The sequence below is a fragment of the Methylobacterium sp. WL18 genome (assembly GCF_008040015.1).
Classification (GTDB): domain Bacteria; phylum Pseudomonadota; class Alphaproteobacteria; order Rhizobiales; family Beijerinckiaceae; genus Methylobacterium; species Methylobacterium mesophilicum.
This window is the reverse complement of sequence record NZ_VRVD01000927.1, coordinates 1-1,392: the sequence shown is the minus strand read 5'-3', so window position 1 is coordinate 1,392 and position 1,392 is coordinate 1. Positions and strand designations below refer to the sequence as shown.

1 protein-coding gene is annotated in these 1,392 nt (G+C 70.0%); it reads left to right on the top strand.

Going from position 1 to position 1,392, the window contains the following annotated elements:
- A partial coding sequence (locus tag FV228_RS29780) for an O-antigen ligase family protein (RefSeq protein WP_147857736.1) occupies positions 1-1,392 on the top strand: 1,392 nt, incomplete at both ends.

Sequence of the window (1,392 nt, the reverse complement as noted above, 5' to 3'; positions counted from 1 at the left end):
GCGCCGCGCCCCTGAAATTCGCCGTGGTCGGGTTGGCCGCGGCCTTCGGCGGGGTCGGCGCCCTGATCGCCGGGCAGCGCTACCGCCTGACGCCCCTGCTGCTGGTCGCCCTCGCGGTCGGGCTGACCGTGAAGCTCGATGTCAGCTTCTTCCAGCATTTCGAGGCCGTCGGCCAATACCTGCCGAGCATCGGCGGCGGCGCCGGACTGACCGTCAGCGTGGCGCTCCTGGTGGCGCTGACGCTGATCCTGTCCAAGCTGACCGGCATCGGCGAGCGGGTCTCGGGGCTGCGCCTCGACCGGCCGCTCGTGCTCACGCAGCTGGGCTTCCTGACCGCCGGCCTGCTCTCGCTGGCCAACGCCCCCGACACCGCCTACCTGTGGTTCGATGCCTGGCGGTTCCTCGGGCTGCTCCTCGTCTCGGTCGCCGTCTCGAACCTGTCCGGCGCCGATATCCGCACCCTGGCGCTGGCGATCTGCGCGCTGTGCCTGGTGCAGACCGCGGTGGCGGGGCTGCAATACGTCTCCGGCTCCGAACTCGGCCTCTCCGTGCTCGGCGAGGAGCAGATCGTCGAGGAGAACATCAACTTCTCCGCCCAGCGCCGCGCCGGAGGCCTGAAGGTCCACCCGAATATTCTCGGGTACTATTACGAGTTCGTTTGGCCGCTGGCACTGGCGCTAGCCCTCTCTCGGGGCCCGAAACTCCTGCGCCTGATCGGCGCCGCCGGGGCCGGTTCGGCCGTCGTCGGCGTGGTGCTGACCCTGTCGCGCGCCTCCTGGCTGACCTATCCGCTCTCGGCGACCCTGGTGATCCTGCTGGTCTACAGGGACCGGCTGTTCTCTCGGGCGAGCCTGATGGTGTTCGCCCTGCTGGTCGTCGTGGCCGGGATCGGGGCGATCTATGCCGGGCCGCTGGTCTGGGAGCGCCTGACCGCGGATGACGGCGGCTCGGCGGCGCAGCGTGGGCCGCTCAACGCAGCCGCCCTGGCGCTGTTCGCGCAGTTCCCGTTCTTCGGCGTCGGGCTGAACAATTTCGGCAACCAGTTCGCGGTGCTCGATCAGACCGGCCTGTCCCGCCTCGCCGGATTGTTCGACCGCTCGAACCACGTCGTGCACAACCTGCACATCCTGATCCTCACCGAGGTCGGGATCGTCGGCTACACCGCCTTCGCGCTGGTCTTTTCGGTCGGGATCTACCGCGGCTTCCGGGCGGCTTGGCGCGCACCGGTGGGCGATCCGCTGGCGGCCATCGCGGCCGCCTGCGCGGTCGGACTCATCGCCCACCTGCTGCACGGGCTCGTCGATCCGGGTTTCCGCCTGAACCTCGGCATCGCCGAATTGCTCTACACCGGCCTCGGGCTGATCGCGGGCGTGCGGGCCGCGCAGCGCCGTG